This is a genomic window from Streptomyces sp. NPDC031274 (assembly GCF_055570235.1).
The window spans coordinates 93,353-114,012 of record NZ_JBVIHP010000014.1; the positions used below are offsets into that span (position 1 = coordinate 93,353).

Consider the following 20,660-nt stretch of genomic DNA (forward strand, 5'->3'; position numbering starts at 1 on the left):
CAGCACCGACATGCACACCGTGGTGGAACGCGAGCTTGAGCTCAAACTCGTCCTCTCGCCGGAACGCGCCATCCCCGTTCCGGCCCGCCTCACCTACCGCACCGAAGATCCCTACGCCGTCCACATCGCCTTCCACATCGGCTCCGATCACCCCGTGAACTGGACGTTCGCCCGCGAACTCCTGGTCGAGGGAGTCTTCAGGCCCTGCGGGCACGGCGACGTCCGGGTCTGGCCCACCAAGGTCGACGGGCGCAGCGTCGTTCTGATGGCGCTGAGTTCACCCGACGGTGACGCCCTCCTCGAGGCACCGGCGCCCGCCGTGTCCGCCTGGCTCGAGCGCACGCTGCGGGTGGTCCCTCCGGGCTCTGAGGCAGAGCGGCTCGGCATCGACGACGGCCTCGCCGAGCTGCTCACACCGACCACGGGCCGTGTCGACGAGCTGTGGCTGCGCGACCCCTGGCCCTCGGACGAGTCCAATGACGGTGAGTGAGCTGGCGCGTGAGGACCGGGATCAGAACAGCTTGCCGGGGTTGAGGAGGGAGAGCGGGTCGAAGGCGGCCTTGATGGAGCGCTGCACCTCCACGCCCACCGGGCCGATCTCGCGGGCGAGCCACTCCTTCTTGAGGACGCCCACGCCGTGCTCGCCGGTGATCGTGCCGCCGAGTTCCAGGCCCAGGGCCATGATCTCGTCGAAGGACTCACGGGCGCGGCGGCCCTCGTCGAGGTCGGCCGCGTCGAAACAGACGGTGGGGTGGGTGTTGCCGTCGCCCGCGTGCGCGCAGACCCCGATCGTGAGGCTGTACTTATCGGCGATGCGGTCGACGCCTTCGAGCATGTCGGCGAGCTTCGAGCGCGGCACGCACACGTCGTCGATCATCGTCGTGCCCTTGACGGCTTCGAGCGCGGTGAGCGACAACCGCCGCGCCTGGAGCAGCAGTTCGGACTCGGCAGCGTCCTCGGCCGGGACCACCTGGGTGGCACCCGCGGCCTCGCAGAGCGCACCGACGGCCGCGAGGTCGGCGGCCGGGTCCGCGGTGTCGAAGGCGGCGAGCAGCAGTGCTTCGGTGGTCTCCGGGAGTCCCATGTTGGCAAGCGCGTTCACGGCCCTGATGGTCGTACGGTCCATCAGTTCAAGGAGTGAGGGGACGTGCCCCCCTTCCATGATCTTGCATACGGCGTCGCACGCGGCCTTCGCCGAGCCGAACTCGGCGGCGAGCACCAGCTGTTGGGGCGGCTGTGGCTTCAGGGCGAGGGTCGCGCGGACGACGATGCCGAGGCTGCCCTCGGAGCCGACGAACAGGCGTGTGAGGTCGTAACCGGCGACGCCCTTGGCCGTGCGCCGTCCGGTGCTCATGAGCCGCCCGTCGGCGAGGACGACGTCGAGACCGAGGACGTACTCCGCCGTCACCCCGTACTTCACGCAGCACAGGCCGCCCGAGGCGGTGCCGATGTTCCCGCCGATGGTGCACGTCTCCCAACTGGACGGGTCCGGCGGGTAGTAGAGACCGTGTTCGTTCACCGCGCGGGAGAGCGTGGCGTTGACGACGCCGGGTTCGACGACCGCGATCCGGTCGACGGGGTTGATCTCCAGGATGCGGTCCATCTTGACCAGGGACAGCACGATGCAGCCCTCGCTGGCGTTCGCGCCGCCCGAGAGGCCCGTGCGGGCGCCCTGCGGCACCACCGGGATCCGTAGCTCGGTCGCCGTGCGCATGACGTGCTGGACCTGTTCGACGGTGCGCGGCAGGACGACGACGGCCGGGGTGCCCGCGTCGCAGAAGCTCGCCATGTCGTTCGCGTAGGAGGACGTGATGTCGGGGTCCGTGAGGACGGCATCGGCGGGAAGGCCGCCGTGGCCCTCATGGCCGTCGTGGCCGTCGTGGCCCTCGTGGCCCTCGTGGCCCTCTAGGAGGAGTTCGATGAGTGTGCGGCTCATGATCACAGCCTCGCACCCGGGGCCATCGGTGTGAACCCGTGTGCGACGCCGGTCCGCATGCCGGGATGTGCTCTTCGTATTGACGCACAGTGAGCGCCATGGACATCGAGAGCCGGTCCGAGCCCGTGACCGAGAGGGACGAGAAGGACGAGCGGGACGGGAAGGACGGGAAGGAACAGCGGCCGTCACCCGCGTCCGCGCCCGCCGTCCGGAGCGAGTCGCCACGGGGCTCGCGCCGCTCCCCTCTCGTGCGGCGGGCGCTGATCGGCTCCGTCGCCGGGTGCGTGGTGCTCGGCGGCGTACTGGTGCTGCGGCCCGACGGGGGCGGGAAGGCGGCGCCGCCCGCTCTCGGTCCCGCCGGGCGGGCGATGGCGGCGGCGGGTGCCGGGGCTCCGGCGGCGCTGCCCGACCTCACCGTCCTGATCGGGGAGCGCGAGGCGCACCTGCGCGAGAATCCCGGTGACGACGAGTCGTGGGCGGTGCTCGGGGCCGCCTACGTCGAGCGAGGGCAGCGGACCGCGGACTCCGCGTACTACCCCAGGGCCGAGAAGGCGTTGCGTACGTCCCTGAAGACCCGGCCGCAGGGGAACGCGCGGGCGCTGACCGGCATGGCGGTGCTCGCGAACGCGCGGCACGACTACCGCGGGGCGAAGAAGTGGGCCCAGAGCGCGGTCGCGCTCGCGCCGAAGAGGTGGTCGGCGTATCCCTCCCTGATCGACGCGTACAGCGGCCTGGGCGACGCGAAGGGCGCGGACAAGGCCCTGGAATCCCTCCAGGAACTGAACGCGAACGCCACCTCCGTGATGGCGCGCTCCGGGCAGGTCTACCGGGACCGCGGCTGGCGCGAGAACGCGGCCGTGGCGCTGATGGACGCGGCGGCGCTGGCGGAGGGGCCCGCGCAGAAGGCGGCCTGCCTGTACCTGGAGGGCGAGCTGGCGTGGGAGCGGGGCGAGCCGTCGGAGGCCCTGCGCTACTACGACGCGGCACTGGCCTCTGACCCGGACCACCACCCCTCCCTCGCCGGGAAGGGCCGGGCGCTCGCGGCTCTCGGCCGTACGTCGGAGGCGCTACGTTCCTACCAGAACGCGCTGGTCAGGCAGCCCGCACCGGAGTACGCCCTGGCCCTTGGCGAGTTGTACGAGTCGCTGCGCCTGACGCCGGCCGCACGGGCGCAGTACGACGTGCTGCGGGCCCGGGTGAAGCAGGAGGGGGTCAACGGCGTCAACGACGAACGGATCCTCGGCCTCTTCGAGGCGGACCACGGGGACGCGGACGAGGCGGTGGACCGGCTGCGGGCGGAGTTCAAGCGCCATGGGAGTCCGGAGGTGGCGGACGCGTTGGGCTGGGCGCTGCACCGGGCCGGTGAGGACGAGGAGGCCCTGAAACTGGCGACGCGGGCCACGGACAAGGGGCCGCGGAGTGCGGTGTTCGCGTATCACCGGGGTGAGATCGAGCGGGAGCTCGGCAGGTACGGGGCGGCGCGGCGGCACATCGGTGAGGCGCTGCGCCTGAACCCCCATTTCTCCCCTCTCCTCGCCCCGGAGGCCAGGGAGGCTCTGAAGTCCCTGGGCGAGCCCCCGGACGGCGGCCCGGACCAGATGTACGCCCCCGCGCCCCCTCCGGCGGCAGCACCCCCGCGGCCCTCTGCCCCTAGGCCAACCCGACAGAGCTGACCCCACCTCTTCACCCAGGGTCCTGTCCCGGCGCTGCGCGCCGGATGCCTCCCACCCACCCACCCGATCACCCCGCATCACAGGGCTACGGGAAAACCACCACGGTGCGGGGCGATCGGGAGGCGGTGGTGGGCGACGAGCAGGCGCCCCGCGTGCACGGTTGCACGCGGGGTAATGGGCGGGTGGGCGGGAAAACATCCGGCGCGGAGCGCCGGGACAGGACCAGGCGCCCACGCTCACGTCCGCTACAAGCGAGCCGTACCGATCAACGCGTTGCGGGTGATCAGGCCGGTGAGGGCAGGCTCCGTGAGGGAGTCAGTGGACGCAGGCCGCAGAGGCAGGACCATGTAGCGGGTCTCCGCGCTGGAGTCCCACACCGTGATCCCCGTCTCGGAGGGCAGCACGAGGCCGAACTCCGCCAGCACGGCCCTCGGTTCCCGCACCACCCGCGACCGATACGCCTCGCTCTTGTACCAGCTGGGAGAAGGCCCGAGCAGCCGCACCGGATAGCAGGAGCAGAGCGTGCAGACGACCACGTTGTGAGTGTGGGCGGTGTTCTCCACCACCCGGAGGCGCTGCGGCTGGACGCCGCCCGCCGCGTAACCCAGCTCCGCCACCGCGGACGTACCGTCCGCGAGCAGGCGCTCCTTGAACTCCGGGTCCGTCCAGGCCCGTGCGACGACCCGCGCCCCGTTCAGCGGGGACGACCCGGCGAGGAACGCGTCGAGGGCCTCGTCCAGCACGGCCCCGGCGACGATCCCCCGCTCCTCCAACAGGGCTTCCAACTCCCGCACTTGGCGGGAGATCGCCGCATCCGAGTGCGTACCGGACATCAGTTGGCCCCCGATTCCGGTGCCGATTCCGGTGCCGATTCCAAGTAGCTCTCCCACAGGTCAAGGACCACCCCGTGGTCCCCCTCGCCCCACAGCTCCCGCGCGGCGAACCGCACCGCGTACACCTGCTCCACCGGCGCGTCCCCCCGCCCCAGCGAGCTGACGTCCGCCAGCGCGTGCCGCCCCTCGGGTTCGAGGACCACGCCCCGCTTGCCCCGGGCGTAACGCGGCAGGCGGGTGTGGTGGGGCGGGTCGTGGTGGACGGTGCGGACGCGGGCGCCCGGAGCGAACCGGTCGTCAGGCATCCAGCTCACCCTCCGCCACCACGCCCTTGCGCACCAGCAACACCCGGATCGCGTGGAACCACCGCTCGTAGTACGACGCCGCCAGGTACTCCCCCGGCGGCATCGTCTCCACCGCGTCCCTGAACTCGTCCAGGTTGTAGACGCCTTCACGCACCAGCGCACTGTTGAGCGCGAACACCCGCGCCTCCCAGTCCGCGTGGAAGGGCTCCGTGTCGTCGGTGGTGTCGACGGGCCCGAAGCCCGTCATCCCGCCGACGTCATTGATCCTGGCCATGCCCGCACTCTAGCCAGCGACGGGCGCCGGGGTCCCGGGGTCCTGGAGGTTGCCCCGCTTGGTCCTAGAGGTTGCCCCGCTTCTCCTGCTCCCGCTCGATCGCCTGGAACAGGGCCTTGAAGTTGCCCTTGCCGAAGCCCATCGAGCCGTGCCGCTCGATCATCTCGAAGAAGACCGTCGGGCGGTCCTGGACCGGCTTGGTGAAGATCTGGAGCAGGTAGCCGTCCTCGTCGCGGTCGACCAGGATCTTCAGCTCGCGCAGGATGTCGACGGGGACGCGCGTCTCGCCCGCCCACTCCCCCAGCGTGTCGTAGTACGAGTCCGGCGTGTCGAGGAACTGGACGCCGGCCGCGCGCATGGTGCGTACGGACTCCACGATGTCGTTCGTGGCGAGCGCGATGTGCTGGACGCCCGCGCCGCCGTAGAACTCCAGGTACTCGTCGATCTGGGACTTCTTCTTGGCGATGGCCGGCTCGTTGATGGGGAACTTCACCTTGAGGGTGCCGTCCGCGACCACCTTCGACATCAGCGCGCTGTACTCCGTGGCGATGTCGTCGCCCACGAACTCCTTCATGTTCGTGAAGCCCATGACCTTGTTGTAGAAGGCGACCCACTCGTTCATCTTGCCGAGCTCGACGTTGCCGACGCAGTGGTCGATCGCCTGGAAGGTGCGCTTGGCGGGCGGCTCGACGATCGGGGAAGCGGCGGAGTAGCCGGGCAGGTAGGGGCCGTCGTAGCCGGTGCGGTCGACGAGGGTGTGGCGGGTCTTGCCGTACGTCGCGATGGCGGCGAGGACGACCGTGCCGTTCTCGTCCTTGACCTCGTAGGGCTCGGTGATCCCGCGGGCACCGTGCTCGACGGCGTACTCGTACGCGGCGCGCGCGTCCGGCACCTCGATGGCGAGGTCGACGACGCCGTCGCCGTGCTCGGCGACATGGCCCTCGACGAAGTGGCCCCAGTCCGTCGAGGCCTTGATGACGGAGGTCAGGACGAAGCGGGCGCCGCCGTTGGTGAGCACGTACGACGCGGTCTCGCGGCTGCCCGTCTCCGGGCCCGAGTACGCCACGAGTTTCATGCCGAAGGCCGTGGAGTAGTAGTGCGCCGCCTGCTTGGCGTTGCCCACGGCGAAGACGACCGCGTCCATTCCCTTGACCGGGAAGGGGTCGGCCTCGCGCGCGGTGTGGGGGGTGGTGGCCGTGTGCTGGGTGTTCGCAGTAGTCGCCATGTCCGCAGGCTCCCGCCGTATCGCAAGGTGCGCAATAGTTTGCGTATTCAGTGGTCAATCTGCCCAGTGAGAGGTCACCGTCAGCGGGCTATCTGTACATGATGACCACCCCACGAGCGGAGAAGAACACGCCATGACGATCGATCATCTGGACGGCAGGCTCATCGTGCTGCTCGCGCGCGAACCCCGCATCGGCGTCCTGGAGGCGTCGCGCCGGCTCGGCGTCGCGCGCGGGACCGTGCAGGCCCGGATGGACCGTCTTCAGTCGAACGGAGTCATCCGCGGCTTCGGTCCCGAGGTCGACCCCGCCGCCCTGGGCTACCCCGTCACCGCCTTCGCCACCCTGGAGATCAAACAGGGCCAGGGCGCCGACGTACGGGCGCATTTGGCCACCGTCGCGGAGGTCCTCGAACTGCACACCATCACCGGCCACGGAGACATGCTCTGCCGTCTCGTCGCCCGTTCGAACGCGGATCTCCAACGTGTGATCGACCGCGTCCTGGGTTTTGATGGCATCGTCCGGGCCTCCACGGCGATCGTCATGGAGAACCCTGTTCCGCTGCGGATCATCCCCCTGGTGGAGCAGGCGTCAGAGGACACCTGACGCGGGTAGACAAGAGAACGAGCGGTCGGACAGCGGCCGAAAAGACACAGCGAACAGCCGAACGGACACAGCGCGGTACGCCCCCACGACGTACGCGGCACGCGGGCACCGGGAGACTCCCGGCGCCGTCTGAACCGCGCCTGGGCGAGGTGAGCAGTTCAGTGAACTTCTGGGACTACCTCGGCAACCGCCACCAGCAGTTGCTGACGGACGCGTATCAGCACGCCAGTGCGGTCTTCCAGTGCATGGTCGTGGCGACCGTCATCGGGGTGCTGATCGGCGTCATCACGTACCGCAGCGACTGGGCGGGCAACCTGGCCACGACCGCGACCTCCACCATCCTGACCATCCCGTCGCTCGCCATGATCGGTCTGCTGATCCCCGTCGTCGGCCTCGGTGTCGCCCCGACGGTCATCGCCCTGACCCTCTACGGCCTGCTCCCCATCGTGCGCAACGCCATCGTGGGCCTGCGCGGCGTCGATCCCTCCCTGGTCGACGCGGCGAAGGGCATCGGCATGTCGCGCGCCGCGCGTCTCGTCAGGGTCGAGCTGCCGCTCGCCTGGCCGCCGATCCTGACCGGCATCCGCGTCTCCACGCAGATGCTGATGGGCATCGCGGCCATCGCCGCGTACGCGTCGGGCCCCGGCCTCGGCAACGAGATCTTCCGCGGCATCGGCTCGCTCGGCAGCAAGAACGCGCTCAACCAGGTGCTCGCGGGCACGCTCGGCATCATCATCCTGGCGCTGCTCTTCGACGCCGCGTACGTACTGATCGGCCGCCTGACCATCTCTAGGGGTATCCGTGTCTGAGACCACCGCGACCAACACCGACGACGGGGCGACGGCCGCGGGTGCGGCGGCCCCGAACGACACCACGGGCGCGACGATCGAGCTGGAGAACCTCACCAAGCGGTACGCGGGCACCAGCGACCCCGCGGTGGACAGCGTCAGCATGGAGATCAAGGCGGGCGAGATCGTCATCCTCGTCGGTCCATCGGGCTGCGGTAAGTCGACCACCCTGAAGATGATCAACCGGCTCATCGAACCGACAAGCGGCCGCATCCGCATCGGCGGCGAGGACGTCACCGACATGGACCCGGTCAAGCTGCGCCGCAAGATCGGGTACGCGATCCAGTCGTCCGGGCTCTTCCCGCACATGACGGTCGCCCAGAACATCGCCCTCGTGCCGAAGATGATCGGCTGGGGGAAGTCGAAGATCAAGAACCGGGTCGAGGAGATGCTCGACCTCGTCGGGCTCGACCCGGCCGAGTTCCACGGCCGCTATCCGCGCCAGCTCTCCGGCGGTCAGCAGCAGCGCGTGGGGGTCGCGAGGGCGTTGGCCGCCGATCCGCCCGTCCTCCTGATGGACGAGCCGTTCGGCGCGGTCGACCCGATCACCCGCGACCACCTCCAGGACGAGCTGATCCGGCTCCAGCACGAACTGCACAAGACGATCGTCTTCGTCACGCACGACTTCGACGAGGCCATCAAGCTCGGCGACCGCATCGCGGTGCTGCGGGAGCGCTCGCACATCGCGCAGTTCGACACCCCGGAAGCCATCCTCACCAACCCCGCCGACGACTTCGTCTCCGGTTTCGTGGGGGCGGGCGCGGCTCTGAAGCGGCTCAACCTCACCCGCGTACGCGATGTGGAGATCGCCGACTTCGCGACGGTGACCGTCGACGATCCGCTCCAGGACATCTTCGACAAGCTGCGTGACAGCGGCACGAACGAACTGCTGCTCCTCGACAAGCGGCGCCGCCCCTACAAGTGGCTGCGGCGCGGCGATCTGATGCGCGCCGAGGGGTCGCTGGCCCGCGCGGGCACTCTCGTCCACGACACGGTCACCCGCGACGCCACCCTGCGCGACGCGCTCGAAGCGGTCCTCACGGACAACGCGGGGCGGGTCGCGGTCACCGGGCGGCGCGGCGAGTTCACCGGCGTCGTGGACATGCAGACGCTGATGAACTCCGTCCACGAGATGCTGGAGGCCGACCGGCTCGACGCCGTGGAGCACCAGCACGAACTGCAGGAACAGCGTTCCCTGTTGACCCATCACGAGCAGGAGGGCGACGGAGGGGCGGCACAGGCGTGAGCGGCACCCCCGGGAGCGACCCCCGGTTCCCCGAGCACACGCCGTCGCCCGGCGACGGACCCGGCCCGCGGCCCGACGGCGAGCACGAGGTCAAGGGCCACCCCTTCCGCGACACGGGCGAGGCCGCCGAGCAGGAGGCGCCCCCGCCATCGGCGTCGGCCACGGGCCGGGCGCGGCGGCGGATCGGATGGCAGAAGCTGACCGTCCTGCCCGTGTTCCTGATCGTGCTCCTGCTGCTCACCTGGTGGTGGTTCCAGCAGGCCGACCTGGACTCGATCTCCACGAACGCCCTGGCGGATGGCAACGTCTGGCTCAGGCTCCGCCAGCACATCCAACTGACGGTGATCTCCACCTTCTTCGTGCTGATCATCGCGATCCCGCTCGGCATCCTGCTGACCCGCAAGAAGCTCCGCAAGGGGGCGCCCGTCGCGATGGCCCTGGCCAACATCGGCCAGGCGACACCGGCGATCGGCCTCCTGGCCCTCCTGGTGATCTGGATCGGCATCGGCGAGAAGGCGGCCCTGATCGGCATCATCATCTACGCCGTCCTGCCGGTGCTCTCCAACACGATCGCGGGCCTGAACGCCAACGACCCGACCCTGCTCGAAGCCGCGCGCGGCATCGGCATGTCGGCATGGGGAGTCCTCGGCAAGGTCGAACTCCCGCTGGCCGTACCGCTGATCCTGGCGGGTGTGCGCACCGCGCTCGTCCTGAACGTGGGCACGGCGACGCTCGCCACGTTCGGCGGTGGCGGCGGGCTCGGCGACCTCATCACCACCGGGATCACCAACCAGCGGATGCCGGTGCTCATGCTCGGCTCGATCCTGACGATCGCGCTCGCGCTGCTCGTGGACTGGCTGGCCTCCCTGGCCGAGCTGGTCCTGCGTCCGCGCGGACTGGAGGCCGGGTCATGAGGACGAGAACGAGGATGAGGATGACGTTGCGTACGGCGGCCGTCGGCGCCGTGGGCGGGGCTCTCCTGGTGAGCTGCGGCCTCACCAGCGGCAGCCCGATGGTGGACGACGTCAAGCCGGGCACGGTCGGCAAGGGGCTGCCCCTGAAGGGCGCCGACCTCACCGTCGCGTCCAAGGAGTTCACCGAGCAGCTGGTCCTCGGCGCGATCATGGGCATCGCCTTCGAGGCGGCCGGCGCGGATGTCCTCGACCGGACGGGCATCCAGGGTTCGATCGGCGCCCGCGAGGCCGTCAAGAGCGGTGACGCGGACGCCATGTACGAGTACACGGGCACCGCCTGGATCACGTACCTCGGCAACTCCGAGCCCATCGACGACCCGCACAAGCAGTGGGAGGCGGTGCGCAAGGCGGACGCGAAGAACGGCGTCACCTGGCTGCCGCCCGCCGACCTCAACAACACCTACGCGCTTGCCATCAACAAGAAGAACGAGGCCAAGTACAAGCCGAAGACGCTCTCCGACGTGGCGGCCCTGTCGAAGTCGGACCCGAAGGCGGTCACGCTGTGCGTGGAGAGCGAGTTCTCCTCGCGGGAGGACGGTCTGCCCGGCATGCAGAAGGAGTACGGGATGAAGATCCCCAACTCCAACATCACCAAGATGGACACCGGGATCATCTACACCCAGGTCTCCAAGGGGTCGTGCGTGTTCGGCGAGGTCTTCACCACGGACGGCCGCATCAAGGCGATGGACCTGTCGGTGATGAAGGACGACAAGCACTTCTTCCCCAACTACAACGCCGCCCCGGAGATCAACAGCAAGGCCCTGAAGGAGCATCCGGAGATCGAGAAGGTCCTGGACCCCATCACGAAGAAGCTGAACAACACGGTGGCCCAGGAGCTGAACTCCAAGGTGGATGTGGACGGCCAGGACCCGCATGAGGTGGCCAAGGAGTGGTTGGTGAAGGAGGGGTTCGTCAAGGAGTGACGCCGCTCGAATCCGGGCATGCACCCCGACATCCATCTGCGGCTGCACCACACCCGCGCCGCCGAGCTCCACCGCGCGGCACCCTTACAGAGGCACCCCCGCCTCCGTACTCAACTGGGCTGGGCCCTGGTCGAGTTGGGGCTGCGGCTGGTCAGCAGCTCGGAACCTTCCCGCCCCGCTCCAGGGAACGCAACGCGTCAACCGTGCCCTTCAGTGTCGTGATCGGAATCAGCCGCAGCCCCTTCGGCAGCTCCGCCTGAGCGTCCGAGCACTCGGCCTCGGGGACCAGGAAGACCGTCGCCCCGTCCCGCTTCGCGGCCTGGGTCTTCATCGAGACACCGCCGACCGGGCCGACCTCGCCGTCGTCGGCGATCGTGCCGGTGCCCGCGATCTTCCGGCCGCCCGTCAGGTCTCCGCCGCTGCCGTTGCCGTCGATCAGGTCGATGATGCCGAGCGAGAGGAAGAGGCCCGCGCTCGGGCCCCCGACCTTGCCGAGGTCGACCTTCACCTTCACCTTGTCGGTGCCGTCCACGCCGTTCGCGTCGAGGTAGGAGAGCGCGGCCTTCGTGGCCGTGTCCTGCGACTTCTTCATGTCGCCGAGGTTGTGCTTCTCGACTTCCTTCACGTTGTTGCCCGTGGGGTACACCGAGTCCTTGGGCATCACGGCACGGTCCGTACGGAACCAGCCGTCCACCACGTCGCTCAGGCTCACGTCCATGTCGGGCCCCGTGGCCACGATCGTCGTCATCCGCAGCTGCCCGCTCGTCTCGCGGGTGGGCGCGCCGGTGATCGAGATGACCCGCTTGCCCTCGCTCGTGCCGAGCACGTTCGCCGTCGACCCCGGCTGGGCCACGGCGAACGGCAGCGGCGCGAGGGCGGCGACCGCGAACAGGGCGACCACGGGGACGGCACAGACGGCGATGACCTGGGGACGCGTGAGACGAGAGAGGGAGAACACGGGATCAATCTAACGTGCGGTGGGACGGACGAGCCCGTCCGGCGTCTGGGGACGAACTCGGCGGAGCCGGTGATCGACGGTACGCCACAGGGGCCTCACCTCAACGCGTCGGCCACTTCCCGTGCCGCGTCCACCACCCGCGGCCCCACCCGCTCCGGCACGGAGTCCGCCAGCATGACGACGCCGACGCTCCCCTCCACCCCGGTCACGCCGACCAGCGGCGCCGCCGCTCCACTCGCGCCCGCCTCCAGTTCCCCGTGCGTGAGCGCGTACCCCGGATCGGTGGCGAGCCCCTGCCTCGCGGCGAGGATCGCCCGGCCCGCGGCGCCCCGGTCCAGGGGGTGCCGGAAGCCGGTGCGGTAGGCCACGTGGTAATCCGTCCAGGTGGGCTCGACGACGGCGACGGCGAGTGCCTCGGTGCCGTCGACGAGGGTCAGGTGCGCGGTCGCCCCTATGTCCTCGGCTAGGGAGCGCAGCGCGGGCAGCGCGGCCTCCCGCACCAGCGGATGCACCTGGCGGCCGAGCCGCAGCACTCCGAGTCCGACGCGGGCACGGCCGCCCAGGTCACGGCGGACCAGCGCGTGCTGCTCCAGCGTGGCGAGGAGGCGGTACACCACGGTGCGGTTCACACCGAGCTTGTTCGAAAGCTCGGTGACGGTGAGCCCGTGATCGGTGTCGGCCAACAGTTTGAGGACGCGCAGTCCTCGGTCGAGCGTCTGGGAAGTCTCCGCGGTCACGACGCCCACTCCTTAGATGAGGGTCGACGGCCCCTTTACGCGGCGGTTGCGTCGCCGGTCCCGTGGGCGACGCGCGTCAGAGGCCGCCGGTCGGAACTCCGGCTGCGCTCCGCGGCGGCGCTGCCACGGGGCGTGTACGTTTCGGGGACATTAGCGAGGCCGTCCCGCTCAGCGGAAGACTCCGTCCAGAATCCGGTCATGAGACGAGCTGTTAGGGGCGCAATGCCCCTATACGCGGTGCGCTCCGGGCGGACGCTTGCACGATTTCCGCACACGGAACCCACCCGTCCGCTCCCGCCGGAAGACCGGCCCGCCCTACTTCATGCGGGTGGCCCACTCCCCGACCTTCGCGATCCGCTGCCGCAGCTGCCCGGCGGTGGCCTCCGCGCTGGGCGGGCCGCCGCACGTGCGGCGCAGTTCGGTGTGGATCACACCGTGCGGCTTCCCGCTCTGGTGGGAGTACGCGCCGACCATCGTGTTGAGCTGCTTGCGCAGTTCGAGCATCTCCTTGTGGGAGACCACGGGCCGCCGCTCGGCGGGCAGTTCGAGCAGGTCGGCCTCGTCGTCGGGCCGCTTCTTGCTGTGCGCGATCTGCCGGGCCTGCCGCTTCTGGAGCAGCATCTGCACCTGGTCGGGTTCGAGGAGCCCGGGGATGCCCAGATAGTCCTGCTCCTCCTCGCTCCCGGGGTGCGCCTGCATCCCGAACTCGGCGCCGTCGAAAAGAACCCGGTCGAAGACGGCATCGGACTCAAGCGCCTCGAAGGAGAACTGCTCCTGCTCGCCGGTGTCCTCGTCCTCCTCCTTGTTCGCCTCGTCCATCTCCTTCTCGGACTCGGCGTAGGGGTCCTCTTCCCCTTCCTTCTTCGGCTTGTCGAGCACGTGGTCGCGCTCGACCTCCATCTCGTTGGCGTGGCCGAGGAGGTCGGGGACGGTGGGCAGGAAGACCGACGCGGTCTCGCCGCGCCGCCGGGAACGTACGAAACGGCCCACGGCCTGGGCGAAGAAGAGCGGCGTCGAGATGGTGGTCGCGTACACACCCACCGCGAGGCGCGGCACGTCGACGCCCTCGGAGACCATCCGGACCGCGACCATCCACCGGTCGTCGCTCGCGGTGAAGTCGTCGATCCGCTTGGACGCGCCCGTGTCGTCGGAGAGGACGACGGTGGCCTTCTCCCCGGTGAGCTCGCGGATCAGCTTGGCGTAGGAGCGCGCGGAGTCCTGGTCGGATGCGATGACGAGGCCGCCGGCGTCCGGAATCGCCTTCCTGACCTCGGTCAGCCGCTGATCGGCGGCCTTCAGCACGTTCGGCATCCACTCGCCACGCGCGTCCAGGGCGGTGCGCCAGGCCTGCGAGATGGCGTCCTTGGTCATCGGCTCGCCGAGCCGCGCCGCGATCTCGTCACCGGCCTTGGTCCGCCACCGCATGTTGCCGGAGTAGGAGAGGAAGATGACGGGCCGGACGACGCCGTCGCCGAGCGCGCTCCCGTATCCGTACGTGTAGTCGGCGGCCGACCGCCGGATGCCGTCGTTCCCTTCCTCGTACGCGACGAAGGGGATCGGGTTGGTGTCGGACCGGAAGGGCGTGCCGGTGAGCGCGAGGCGCCGCGTAGCGGGCTCGAAGGCTTCGAGGCAGGCCTCGCCCCACGACTTCGAGTCACCGGCGTGGTGGATCTCGTCGAGGATCACCAGGGTCTTGCGCTGCTCGACGCGGTTGCGGTGCAGCATGGGCCGCACGCCGACACCGGCGTACGTGATGGCGACGCCTTGGTACTCCTTGCTGAGCGGCCCTGCGCTGTACTCGGGATCCAGCTTGATCCCTATCTTGGCCGCGGCCTCCGCCCACTGCTTCTTCAGATGCTCGGTCGGCGCGACCACCGTCACCTGCTGCACGACATGGTGGTGCAGCAGCCAGGAGGCGAGCGTCAGCGCGAACGTCGTCTTGCCTGCGCCGGGTGTCGCGACGGCGAGGAAGTCACGCGGCTGCTCCTGGAGGTACCGCTCCATCGCCCCTTGCTGCCAGGCGCGCAGCTTGTTGGCGGTGCCCCAGGGGGCGCGGCCGGGGAAGGCGGGAGAGAGGTGGTGAGAGGAGGCGGAGTTGGCGGCGGTGGTAGTCACGGTCTCCGGTTTTTGGCAGCTCGGGTACGTACGACAACCGGGCCACCCTACCGGTGCGGGTTGACGCGCCGCGAAGAACGGCACGGGGAGCCGAGCGGGTGCGACAGGTCTCACACCGGCGGTTCGGCCAGCTCGCGCAGCGCCTCGGAAATCACCTTCACGTCGTCCACTTCACCCGCGGCGACGGCGACGACCAGGCGTTCGACCGCGTCGACGTCAGGTCGCAACCGCACGTCGTTCATGGCGAGGAAGACGACGCACGACACCCATGCGGTGCGCCTGTTGCCATCGACGAAAGGGCCGTTCGCGGCAAGCGACTGAAGCAGCGCCGCTGCCTTCTCGAACACATCGGTGTAGGCACTCCGACCGAACACCACCGCCCCATGGCGGTGCACGGCAAACGCCACAAGACCCAGGTCCCGCACACGCGGGGGTGGGCCGCCGACCACCCGCTCGGCGATCAACAGAACGTCTTCGGCGACCAGATGAACACAGGTCACTTGAGCCGCTCCAGAAGCTCGGCCCACTTGACTGTCTGCTCGTCGGCGGCCGTGCGCACGCGAGTCTCGTGGACCGTCCCGGCCAGGTAGTCGTCCACCGCCCGCAGCACGATGGCGTGCACGCTCGTGCCCTCCTCGGCGGCGCGGCGCTTCAGCGCCGCGGTCTGATCGTCACGAAGATTCAGGTGCATGACCACGCGAAAACGGTACCGTCACTGAGGGTCAACGGATACCGCTCAGAGCGATCGCTCCCGCAGCCGCGTAGCCACCCAAGCCCCCACCAGCGCGACCACCGCCATCGGCAGGAACACGGCGACGAAGGCCCCGGGATGTGAGCCGCCCGCCCCGGTGGAGCCGTGCGCGCCCACCATGCCGCCGCCCAGCGCGGCGAAGGCGGCGCCGCCCGCAGCCAGGAGCAGGGCGTTGGACAGGCCGTCCGAAATCTGGAGGGCGGCGGAGTTGGCCCCCGCGTCCTTCGGCGGCGAGAGCCGAAGGAGCAGGACGCTGGTGGACCCGATGACCGTGCCCATGCCGAGGCAGCCGAAAGCCCAGGCCACCGCCACGATCCACACCGGGACGGCGTCGATCAGGACCGTGGGCGCGGTAGCGATGGCGGCGGCGACCAGGAGCATCCCGACGACCATGAGCCGGGTCCGGTACGGCTCCATGCCCGGCCGCGACTGTACGAACGACCCGAACGCCCAGGTCGCACCGCCCACGGCGAGCGAGAGCCCCGCCATGGTCGGCGAGAGCCCGCGCTGGGTGACGAGCATCAGCGGCACGAAGGACTCGGCGGCGATGAACGATCCGGCGGCGATGCCGCGAAGCAGCACCACGGAGGGCAGGCCGTGGGCGGCCCGGTACGTGCCGGGCGGGAGCAACCCGAGGACGGCGGGTACGAGGACGGCGGCGCCGAGGACAGCGGGCAGCAGCGAGAGCCAGCGCAGGTCCTGGCCCGCGTACTGGAGGAGCCCGGCGCCCAGCGAGATCCCGAGCGCGAGCCGGATGCGGCGGCGGTCGAAGGGCCCGGCGGACGCCTCGGAGTCGACGGGCCCGGCGGCCCGGCGCCGGATCTGCGGCAGGGCGAGCGCGAGCGGCGCCGCGACGAGCACCGGAATTCCGAGGAAGACCCAGCGCCAGCCGAGCTGCTCGGTGACCGTCCCGGAGACCAGCGGCCCGACCACGGACGGCACGACCCAGCTCGCCGCGAACGCCGCCAGGATGGACGGACGCAGCTGCTCCGGGTAGGCCCGGCTGACGACGACGTACAGCGCGACGATGACGAGACCACCGCCGAGCCCCTGCACGGCGCGCCCCAGGATGAACATCCACATGGCCCCGGCGGTCCCGGAGAGCAGCAGCCCCGCCGCGAAGAGCCCGATCCCGGTGGCCAGCGGCCCCAGGGGCCCGCGCCGGTCGGCCCACTGCCCGGAGAGCACCATGCCGAAGAGGCTGGTCGTGAAGTACGCGGAGAAGGCAAAGGCGTAGAGGGAGACGCCGTTCAGCTCACGGGCGGCCACCGGCATCGCGGTACCGACGGCGGTCGCCTCGAAGGCGATGAGCAGGACCACGGAGACGATGCCGAGGCTGAGCGCGCGGTAGGGGGCGCGCAGGATTCCACCCTGGAGCTCGGACGGCGGGACTATGGGGGCGGCGGCGACTTCGGCGTCGCGTGGTTCCAGGGCGGTCATGCCTGCCAGCGTAAGGGGCGTGGCGGGCTTTGACCCCTGTCCGGGGTCGGTGCCCCTCTGGTCCCTTGGTCGTACGTCCCTGGCTCGCTCCGGGTCAGTCAGCTCTCGGACGCGTACGTCACGAAGTCGCCCCATGCGGCGGGGGCGAAGGCCAGTTGGGGGCCCTGGGGGTTCTTGGAGTCGCGGAGGTGGATGGTGGCGGGGGTGGTGGCGATCTCGACGCAGTCCTCGCCGTTGCTGCTGTCGCTGTAGCTGCTCTTGCGCCACTCCAGGGCGATCTCGACGCAGTCCCCGGACTCATTGCTGCTGCTATAGCTGCTCTTGAACCAGTCCAGCTCGGAAGTGTCCCCAGCGGAGGCCTTGCGGATCATGTCTCTCCCAGCAGGTGCTCAATGAAGGCCAGGGACTCCTCTGGCGTAAGAGCCTGGGCCCGGATGATGCCATACCGCAGTTCAAGGATACGGAGCCGCCTCGGATCAGAGACCGGGCGACCGGCGAACTCATCGTCGGTACGCCCCATCGCCCCACCATCCGCGAACTTCAGCACCTGAATCCGACCACCTGTCCCAGCGTGACCGCCACGCTCCGTCGGCATCACCTGGATCTCAACGTTCCGCAACTCCCCTACCTCCAACAGACGTTCAAGCTGTCGGCGCAACACCATTGTCCCTCCGATGGGCCTCCGCAGTGTTACCTCTTCCTGGACGAAGCTGAACTCGGGTGCGGGCGAACGCTCGAAGATCGACTGGCGAGCCATTCGCGCTGCCACAAGGCGCTCCAGTTCCTCGTCCGAGTACGCGGGTCGCCGCGTCCCCAGCAGCGCCCATGCGAACTCGTGTGTCTGCAACAGGCCATGGATGTTGTGGTTGCTGTACAACCCCAGCTCCACCGCCCGCTCCTCCAGCTTCGCCAGCTCCCGCACCTTCTTCGGATACCGGGCCTCCCGCATCTCCTTCTTCATCGCGGAGACAAGCCCACCCGCGTCAAGGACCTCGTCCACCTTGTCCAGATACTCGGGACGAGGAATCCGCGCCCCGCGCTCGATCTTCCGGATCAGGTCCTCCCCGTACCCGATGGCCTCCCCGAACTCGGCCACGCGAAGGCCCGCCGCTTCCCTCCGCAACTTGAGCTGGTGGCCCGTCATCTCGACCACCGCACTGATCTCGTCCTCCGGATCGACGTCCCAACCGGGCTCGTCCGCCCCGTCATTACGCCCCTCGCCGCCACGTTCCACGTCCACCGCGCCACCTCCGACGTACCGTCCAAGCCCAACGCGCACTCGTACCCGGACGTCACCCGGGACAGCCGGGACAAGCCAGGACAAGCGCGGGACAAACGCGGTACGCACAGCCCGCGCCGCTGTTCACGGTACGCACGCACGGCCACGCTGAGTGACGTGAATCACGAAACCACCCGCACCCCGATCCCCGTACACCAGTTCACGATCCTGCTGTCCGCCACCCGCAGGGGTGCTCGCCTGGCCCGACTGCTCGCGGGCGAGCAACTCCGCGCCTGGGCCCTGCCGTTCGAGGCGGCGGAGCAGATCGTCGCCGAGCTGGCGAGCAACGCCGCGCTGCACGGTCATGTACCCGGCAGAAGCTTCCGTCTGGCGCTCACACTCACCGAGGCGGCCACGCTCCGTATCGAGGTGACGGACGCGAGGGCGGACCGCCGACCGCCGGGAGCAGCCCACCTTCCGCCTGCCTACGCCGAGTCAGGCCGAGGCCTGCTCCTGGTCGCCGCCCTGTCCGACCGCTGGGGCACGGAACCGGGCACGACCTCCTGCAAAACAGTCTGGGCGGAAATCGACATGTCCACCCCTATTTGACCCCATCGAGGTTTCCTCGCCTTGGCGGCCCCGCACGCGGTGGGGCGCGACATCAAGAACGTAAGAAACGAGGGAGAGAACCCTCCCCACCCACCCCAAACCCCGCCGCCGTCACTCACATGAGTGATCTAACCCAACTCAGCTGGCGAATATGCCAGTTCACGGTGCAAGCTCGGCCTCGACAACCGCAGACATGAGACGGCCCCCGCCGGGACAGCAATCCCAAAGCGAGGGCCTGACATCAAGAAGGAAAGCCCCTTCCCGATGGCTGATCAGCAGCTTAACGCGCCCCCGTGCGCACCGTCCTCCGTTCCGACCTCAGTTCCGCCCTCCGGCATCTGGCACGCCAACCGCCGCCACGCGGAGCGCTTCACCGTGGTCGGCAATCACCTCACCCAGCATCGCGATCTGAGCCTCACGGCGATCGGCCTGGCCGCCCACATCCAGTCGCTGCCCACAGGCGCCAAGGTCAGCATCAAACGCCTGGCGGAGCGTTTCCCCGAGGGGGAGGTCCGCATCGCCGCCGCCCTGCGCGAGCTGGAGGCCCACGGCTACCTCACCCGGACCCGGGAGCGTCTGCCGTCTGGCCAGGTGATCACGCGAACGGTCTCGTACAACAACCCGCCCGCCATGGCGGCAGGCCCGCCGCCGCCGAGGCCCGCCCCCACACCCCCTGAAGCTCCCCCGCCCCTCCCCGAAGCGCACGACGCCGCCGCGACCCTCCTCGCGGGCCTGCGGCGTCACGACCCCCGCCTCCTGCTGACGGAACGCGACGTACGCCGCCTCGCACCGGCCGCCACCGCATGGCTGGACCGGGGCATCGCTCCAGAGGCGGTGCGCCGCACACTCACGGCGGGGCTCCCCTCGACCCCGATCCACCACCCGGCAGCCCTGCTGACCCACCGCCTCACGGAGTTCCTGCCCCCGCCGCTCCCGGCCACCCCGACGGCCCCGCCACGCCCGGACCCCCTCCAGAACTGCGACCACTGCGACCGCGCCTTCCGCGCTCCGAGTCCGGGCCACTGCCACGACTGTGCTGTGCGCTCCACTACGGCAGCGGCATAGAGCGACCGACGTATACATGTGAGGGAGTGGTCATGACGAAGATGCTCATCGACATCGACGACGAAGCGCTCGCCGAGGCCCAGAAGATCCTGGGTACGGCGACCAAGAAGGACACCGTGAACCAGGCACTCACCGAGATCAGGCAGCGCTCCGTGCGCGCGGAGGCCCGTCGTGAACTGGCCCGGCTCGTCGCCTCCGGCGCGATCGACCTCGGCTGGTCCCCACGCCATGAATCATGAACGCCGTATGGCAGTCCCGTTGCAGCAGCCTGAGATCCCTTGAGCGATCCCGCCGGTCACGGTTACGTTCGATGAGTCAGGTCAGCAACGACTTGGCCGTGTGCCCGAGTGGCTTAGGGGCTGGACTGCAAATCCAGTAACGCGGGTTCGATTCCCGCCACGGCCTCCAGAGAACCGCCCGAAGGGTTCAGACCCGCGCCACGTCGAGCCCCGCGAGAATCGCGTCCACCGTCTCGTCGACCGTCAGGTCACTGCTGTCCAGCCAGAGCCCGAGCCGTGGCGTCGTCTCCCGCATTCCCGAGTCCAAGGCCTCCACGGTCCATGCCCCGTAACCGGTCTTGCCGCGACCGGCCTCCCTGGCGGCAACCGCGTCCGGGCGCGGGGCGAGCACGACCACGTGCACGGGACGCGTACGCAGCAGATCCACGTACGTCTTCAACTCCTCGCCCAGGATGACGTCCTGGACCACCGCGACGAAGCCCGCAGCCGCGTAAGCGTCGGCCGTCGACGCCGACAGGCCGTAGCGCAGACGGAGTTGCGCCGCCGCCTCGTCCGATGCCCCGGGCTCGTACTCCTGGCCGCCCGACACGATCATCCGGCGGAAGACATCGCCCCGCACGTGCGCCGCGCGCGGCAGCCGCTCGGCGAGTGCCTGCGCCACCGTGGACTTGCCCGCTGCCATGATG

The 20,660-nt window shown here is 69.7% G+C and carries 24 protein-coding genes and 1 tRNA gene; 11 read left to right on the forward strand and 14 right to left on the reverse strand.

Annotated elements, in window-relative coordinates:
- Positions 1-10 precede the first annotated feature (10 nt).
- Positions 11-490 (forward strand): SsgA family sporulation/cell division regulator, encoded by a 480-nt coding sequence (locus tag ACZ5CR_RS22845; RefSeq protein WP_468860123.1) that lies wholly within the window; start codon positions 11-13, stop codon positions 488-490.
- A 21-nt stretch (positions 491-511) separates the two neighbouring features.
- Here the strand turns inward: ACZ5CR_RS22845 and ACZ5CR_RS22850 are convergent, their stop codons facing one another.
- Positions 512-1,942 (reverse strand): FAD-binding oxidoreductase, encoded by a 1,431-nt coding sequence (locus tag ACZ5CR_RS22850; protein ID WP_468860124.1) that lies wholly within the window; start codon positions 1,940-1,942, stop codon positions 512-514.
- A 92-nt stretch (positions 1,943-2,034) separates the two neighbouring features.
- Between ACZ5CR_RS22850 and ACZ5CR_RS22855 the strand changes: the two genes are divergently transcribed.
- Positions 2,035-3,609, forward strand: a complete 1,575-nt coding sequence (locus tag ACZ5CR_RS22855) for a tetratricopeptide repeat protein (protein WP_468860126.1) — start codon at positions 2,035-2,037, stop codon at positions 3,607-3,609.
- A 245-nt stretch (positions 3,610-3,854) separates the two neighbouring features.
- On the opposite strand, the gene nthA is transcribed toward ACZ5CR_RS22855, so the two are convergent.
- The 4 genes from nthA to hppD all read right to left on the reverse strand — a co-directional run bounded on the left by nthA (position 3,855) and on the right by hppD (position 6,246).
- Positions 3,855-4,442: a nitrile hydratase subunit alpha gene (gene nthA, locus ACZ5CR_RS22860; RefSeq protein ID WP_468860128.1), complete on the reverse strand. Its 588-nt coding sequence runs from the start codon at positions 4,440-4,442 to the stop codon at positions 3,855-3,857.
- On the reverse strand, positions 4,442-4,747 hold the full coding sequence (locus tag ACZ5CR_RS22865; RefSeq protein ID WP_468860130.1) for an SH3-like domain-containing protein: 306 nt from the start codon (positions 4,745-4,747) through the stop codon (positions 4,442-4,444). Before ACZ5CR_RS22865 ends, nthA begins: the two co-directional genes overlap by 1 nt.
- Positions 4,740-5,021, reverse strand: a complete 282-nt coding sequence (locus ACZ5CR_RS22870) for a hypothetical protein (protein ID WP_468860132.1) — start codon at positions 5,019-5,021, stop codon at positions 4,740-4,742. Before ACZ5CR_RS22870 ends, ACZ5CR_RS22865 begins: the two co-directional genes overlap by 8 nt.
- A gap of 64 nt (positions 5,022-5,085) precedes the next feature.
- Positions 5,086-6,246: a 4-hydroxyphenylpyruvate dioxygenase gene (gene hppD, locus ACZ5CR_RS22875; protein ID WP_468860133.1), complete on the reverse strand. Its 1,161-nt coding sequence runs from the start codon at positions 6,244-6,246 to the stop codon at positions 5,086-5,088.
- A 133-nt stretch (positions 6,247-6,379) separates the two neighbouring features.
- Here hppD and ACZ5CR_RS22880 point away from each other — a divergent pair, with 133 nt between their 5' ends.
- The 5 genes from ACZ5CR_RS22880 to ACZ5CR_RS22900 all read left to right on the forward strand — a co-directional run bounded on the left by ACZ5CR_RS22880 (position 6,380) and on the right by ACZ5CR_RS22900 (position 10,841).
- Entirely contained in the window at positions 6,380-6,850 is a 471-nt protein-coding gene (locus tag ACZ5CR_RS22880; RefSeq protein WP_389908400.1) for an Lrp/AsnC family transcriptional regulator, read from the forward strand.
- A gap of 161 nt (positions 6,851-7,011) precedes the next feature.
- Positions 7,012-7,659 carry an ABC transporter permease gene (locus tag ACZ5CR_RS22885; protein WP_468860331.1) on the forward strand — a complete coding sequence of 216 codons (648 nt, stop codon included), beginning with the start codon at positions 7,012-7,014 and terminating at the stop codon, positions 7,657-7,659.
- Positions 7,660-7,735: 76 nt separating this feature from the next.
- Positions 7,736-8,944: a betaine/proline/choline family ABC transporter ATP-binding protein gene (locus ACZ5CR_RS22890; protein WP_468860333.1), complete on the forward strand. Its 1,209-nt coding sequence runs from the start codon at positions 7,736-7,738 to the stop codon at positions 8,942-8,944.
- Positions 8,941-9,858: an ABC transporter permease gene (locus tag ACZ5CR_RS22895; RefSeq protein ID WP_468860136.1), complete on the forward strand. Its 918-nt coding sequence runs from the start codon at positions 8,941-8,943 to the stop codon at positions 9,856-9,858. Before ACZ5CR_RS22890 ends, ACZ5CR_RS22895 begins: the two co-directional genes overlap by 4 nt.
- Before the next feature lie 20 nt (positions 9,859-9,878).
- Positions 9,879-10,841 (forward strand): glycine betaine ABC transporter substrate-binding protein, encoded by a 963-nt coding sequence (locus ACZ5CR_RS22900; RefSeq protein ID WP_468860138.1) that lies wholly within the window; start codon positions 9,879-9,881, stop codon positions 10,839-10,841.
- Positions 10,842-10,992: 151 nt separating this feature from the next.
- Here the strand turns inward: ACZ5CR_RS22900 and ACZ5CR_RS22905 are convergent, their stop codons facing one another.
- The 8 genes from ACZ5CR_RS22905 to ACZ5CR_RS22940 all read right to left on the reverse strand — a co-directional run bounded on the left by ACZ5CR_RS22905 (position 10,993) and on the right by ACZ5CR_RS22940 (position 18,082).
- Complete coding sequence (locus ACZ5CR_RS22905) at positions 10,993-11,799, reverse strand: S16 family serine protease (protein ID WP_468860140.1); 807 nt, start codon at positions 11,797-11,799, stop codon at positions 10,993-10,995.
- Positions 11,800-11,894: 95 nt separating this feature from the next.
- A complete protein-coding gene (locus ACZ5CR_RS22910; protein WP_389908412.1) occupies positions 11,895-12,536 on the reverse strand; it encodes an IclR family transcriptional regulator in 642 nt (213 codons plus the stop codon).
- A 315-nt stretch (positions 12,537-12,851) separates the two neighbouring features.
- Positions 12,852-14,651 carry a DEAD/DEAH box helicase gene (locus tag ACZ5CR_RS22915; protein ID WP_468860142.1) on the reverse strand — a complete coding sequence of 600 codons (1,800 nt, stop codon included), beginning with the start codon at positions 14,649-14,651 and terminating at the stop codon, positions 12,852-12,854.
- 110 nt (positions 14,652-14,761) lie between these two features.
- A complete protein-coding gene (locus tag ACZ5CR_RS22920; RefSeq protein WP_468860144.1) occupies positions 14,762-15,151 on the reverse strand; it encodes a type II toxin-antitoxin system death-on-curing family toxin in 390 nt (129 codons plus the stop codon).
- Positions 15,148-15,342, reverse strand: coding sequence for a CopG family transcriptional regulator (locus tag ACZ5CR_RS22925; RefSeq protein ID WP_468860335.1), 195 nt, complete (start codon positions 15,340-15,342; stop codon positions 15,148-15,150). The genes ACZ5CR_RS22920 and ACZ5CR_RS22925 overlap by 4 nt, the downstream gene beginning before the upstream one ends.
- Before the next feature lie 45 nt (positions 15,343-15,387).
- The gene (locus tag ACZ5CR_RS22930) at positions 15,388-16,842 is read right to left on the reverse strand and encodes an MFS transporter (protein ID WP_468860146.1); all 1,455 of its coding nucleotides are present in this window, start codon (positions 16,840-16,842) and stop codon (positions 15,388-15,390) included.
- Positions 16,843-16,940: 98 nt separating this feature from the next.
- The gene (locus ACZ5CR_RS22935; RefSeq protein ID WP_468860148.1) at positions 16,941-17,213 is read right to left on the reverse strand and encodes a DUF397 domain-containing protein; all 273 of its coding nucleotides are present in this window, start codon (positions 17,211-17,213) and stop codon (positions 16,941-16,943) included.
- Complete coding sequence (locus ACZ5CR_RS22940; protein WP_468860150.1) at positions 17,210-18,082, reverse strand: helix-turn-helix domain-containing protein; 873 nt, start codon at positions 18,080-18,082, stop codon at positions 17,210-17,212. The genes ACZ5CR_RS22935 and ACZ5CR_RS22940 overlap by 4 nt, the downstream gene beginning before the upstream one ends.
- A gap of 156 nt (positions 18,083-18,238) precedes the next feature.
- On the opposite strand from ACZ5CR_RS22940, the gene ACZ5CR_RS22945 reads away from it, so the two are divergent.
- From ACZ5CR_RS22945 to ACZ5CR_RS22960, 4 genes are all read left to right on the forward strand, one after another.
- Entirely contained in the window at positions 18,239-18,670 is a 432-nt protein-coding gene (locus tag ACZ5CR_RS22945; RefSeq protein ID WP_468860152.1) for an ATP-binding protein, read from the forward strand.
- A gap of 264 nt (positions 18,671-18,934) precedes the next feature.
- Entirely contained in the window at positions 18,935-19,735 is an 801-nt protein-coding gene (locus ACZ5CR_RS22950; RefSeq protein ID WP_468860154.1) for a helix-turn-helix domain-containing protein, read from the forward strand.
- Positions 19,736-19,767: 32 nt separating this feature from the next.
- On the forward strand, positions 19,768-19,974 hold the full coding sequence (locus tag ACZ5CR_RS22955; protein ID WP_468860156.1) for a type II toxin-antitoxin system VapB family antitoxin: 207 nt from the start codon (positions 19,768-19,770) through the stop codon (positions 19,972-19,974).
- Positions 19,975-20,068: 94 nt separating this feature from the next.
- Positions 20,069-20,143 (forward strand) — tRNA-Cys (locus tag ACZ5CR_RS22960).
- Between the two features lie 18 nt (positions 20,144-20,161).
- Here ACZ5CR_RS22960 and ACZ5CR_RS22965 read toward each other — a convergent pair.
- Positions 20,162-20,656: an AAA family ATPase gene (locus ACZ5CR_RS22965; protein WP_468860337.1), complete on the reverse strand. Its 495-nt coding sequence runs from the start codon at positions 20,654-20,656 to the stop codon at positions 20,162-20,164.
- Between the last annotated feature and the right edge of the window lie 4 nt (positions 20,657-20,660).

What these genes read in the sequence shown, in the direction of transcription:
- hppD (WP_468860133.1), bottom strand. Translation starts at nt 6,246, where the DNA reads ATGGCGACTACTGCGAACACCCAGCACACGGCCACCACCCCCCACACC.
- ACZ5CR_RS22950 (WP_468860154.1), top strand. Translation starts at nt 18,935, where the DNA reads ATGGCTGATCAGCAGCTTAACGCGCCCCCGTGCGCACCGTCCTCCGTT.
- ACZ5CR_RS22900 (WP_468860138.1), top strand. Translation starts at nt 9,879, where the DNA reads ATGACGTTGCGTACGGCGGCCGTCGGCGCCGTGGGCGGGGCTCTCCTG.
- ACZ5CR_RS22935 (WP_468860148.1), bottom strand. Translation starts at nt 17,213, where the DNA reads ATGATCCGCAAGGCCTCCGCTGGGGACACTTCCGAGCTGGACTGGTTC.
- ACZ5CR_RS22965 (WP_468860337.1), bottom strand. Translation starts at nt 20,656, where the DNA reads ATGGCAGCGGGCAAGTCCACGGTGGCGCAGGCACTCGCCGAGCGGCTG.
- nthA (WP_468860128.1), bottom strand. Translation starts at nt 4,442, where the DNA reads ATGTCCGGTACGCACTCGGATGCGGCGATCTCCCGCCAAGTGCGGGAG.
- ACZ5CR_RS22870 (WP_468860132.1), bottom strand. Translation starts at nt 5,021, where the DNA reads ATGGCCAGGATCAATGACGTCGGCGGGATGACGGGCTTCGGGCCCGTC.
- ACZ5CR_RS22855 (WP_468860126.1), top strand. Translation starts at nt 2,035, where the DNA reads ATGGACATCGAGAGCCGGTCCGAGCCCGTGACCGAGAGGGACGAGAAG.
- ACZ5CR_RS22930 (WP_468860146.1), bottom strand. Translation starts at nt 16,842, where the DNA reads ATGACCGCCCTGGAACCACGCGACGCCGAAGTCGCCGCCGCCCCCATA.
- ACZ5CR_RS22925 (WP_468860335.1), bottom strand. Translation starts at nt 15,342, where the DNA reads ATGCACCTGAATCTTCGTGACGATCAGACCGCGGCGCTGAAGCGCCGC.
- ACZ5CR_RS22880 (WP_389908400.1), top strand. Translation starts at nt 6,380, where the DNA reads ATGACGATCGATCATCTGGACGGCAGGCTCATCGTGCTGCTCGCGCGC.
- ACZ5CR_RS22955 (WP_468860156.1), top strand. Translation starts at nt 19,768, where the DNA reads ATGACGAAGATGCTCATCGACATCGACGACGAAGCGCTCGCCGAGGCC.
- ACZ5CR_RS22845 (WP_468860123.1), top strand. Translation starts at nt 11, where the DNA reads ATGCACACCGTGGTGGAACGCGAGCTTGAGCTCAAACTCGTCCTCTCG.
- ACZ5CR_RS22865 (WP_468860130.1), bottom strand. Translation starts at nt 4,747, where the DNA reads ATGCCTGACGACCGGTTCGCTCCGGGCGCCCGCGTCCGCACCGTCCAC.